This is a genomic window from Vibrio sp. 1402 (assembly GCF_033340275.1).
Genome location: NZ_JAWOWE010000404.1, coordinates 1 through 624, shown reverse-complemented (window position 1 = coordinate 624; position 624 = coordinate 1). Strand labels below are relative to the sequence as shown.

Genomic DNA, 624 nt, shown 5'->3' with positions numbered 1-624 from the left:
AAACGTGGCGAACTTTAATGGTGACGATCCTCTCGCACTATTAAAAGATGGTGAAGTTCACGACATGGTCGGCGTGATGGGTGGTGTAGCATTTGGCAAAGACGCCACTTTGGTACGTAACGGTGACGCACTGATGCCTTCTGCGACTTTCCAATCTTCTCAATGGACAACGTTAGCAAAAGACAACATTGATGGCTTGGGCGAGCTGAATGCAGCTGAGCCACCTGCAGAATTTGTGTGTGAAGTGGATGGACACGCGCCAACGTTCACATCCATTCAAGACATTCAAGGTGAAGGTGCTTCTTCGCCATTTATCGATGGTTACCCATACATTACGACAGAAGAGCATTTTGTTACTGGTGTCGTGAGCGCTGTTACTAGCGGTTTGACGAAAGGCTTCTACCTGCAAGCTATCGAGAACGATAACAACGATAAGACGTCAGAAGGTCTATTTATTCATACGAACGCCGCAGATACCGAGCTAAAGCCTGGTGATGTAGTTTGTGTGAAAGGTAAGGTTCAGGAGTACTACAGCAATACTCAGCTTTCTTCTGACGCAACCAGCTATGTAAAAACTGGCACGTCAGACATTCCATTGGTGACGCCGCTTGTGATCAAAGAAGG

Annotated in this window: 1 pseudogene; it reads left to right on the top strand. The window is 47.0% G+C overall.

The features are described from left to right. Window positions 1–624: pseudogene (locus tag R7044_RS26330) on the top strand (nuclease); the annotation flags it as partial.